1 protein-coding gene is annotated in these 678 nt (G+C 42.6%); it reads left to right on the plus strand.

Annotation, left to right across the window (positions count from 1 at the left end):
* On the plus strand, positions 1 to 583 hold a 583-nt coding region (locus ACS8FD_RS21050; protein WP_439277299.1), incomplete at its 5' end, for an Asd/ArgC dimerization domain-containing protein.
* Between the last annotated feature and the right edge of the window lie 95 nt (positions 584 to 678).

The raw sequence follows: 678 nt of genomic DNA on the forward strand, positions 1-678 counted from the left end.
GCCAATTATTGATAAGCAGAACAAACAAGCAATACGTTTGATTGAGTCGCGTATCGTTATTGATGCCAAGTCTGGCGTATCTGGTGCAGGCCGTCAAGCAAGCCTTGCGCTTAATTATGCTGAAACGACAGATAACTTTAAGGCTTACGGTATTGGAGGCCATCGTCATTTACCTGAGATTGAACAAGGTATTGAGCAGTTATTAGACAGTCAATTTTCACAACAGGTACGTTTTTTACCGCATTTAGTACCTATGATTCGCGGCATGTTCAGCTCTATTCATATAGCACTTACAGAAGCAGGCACTGGTATCGACTGGCAGCAGGAGTTTGAAGACAGCTATGCAGGTGAAGCATTCATTGATGTGTTGCCTCATGGTGTCTACCCTGATACACGTAGTGTGCGTGCTAGCAACCGTTTGCGTATCGCGATACATCAAGATAATGAACGCGGTGAGTTAACCGTGCTGGTAGTACAAGACAATCTTGTAAAAGGGGCAGCAGGACAAGCAGTGCAAAATATGAATGTGATGTTTGCATTTGATGAAACGTTAGGGTTAAATGCGGCGCCAATTGTACCGTAAAGTCTGTTAGGTAAAAAAATGTTATATAAGATATAGTGGTGGCTTATCACAGAAACTTTACTGTTAAGTCATTACGCTTACAGCGCTATGCTAGG

The sequence above is a fragment of the Psychrobacter sp. 1U2 genome, assembly GCF_051847575.1.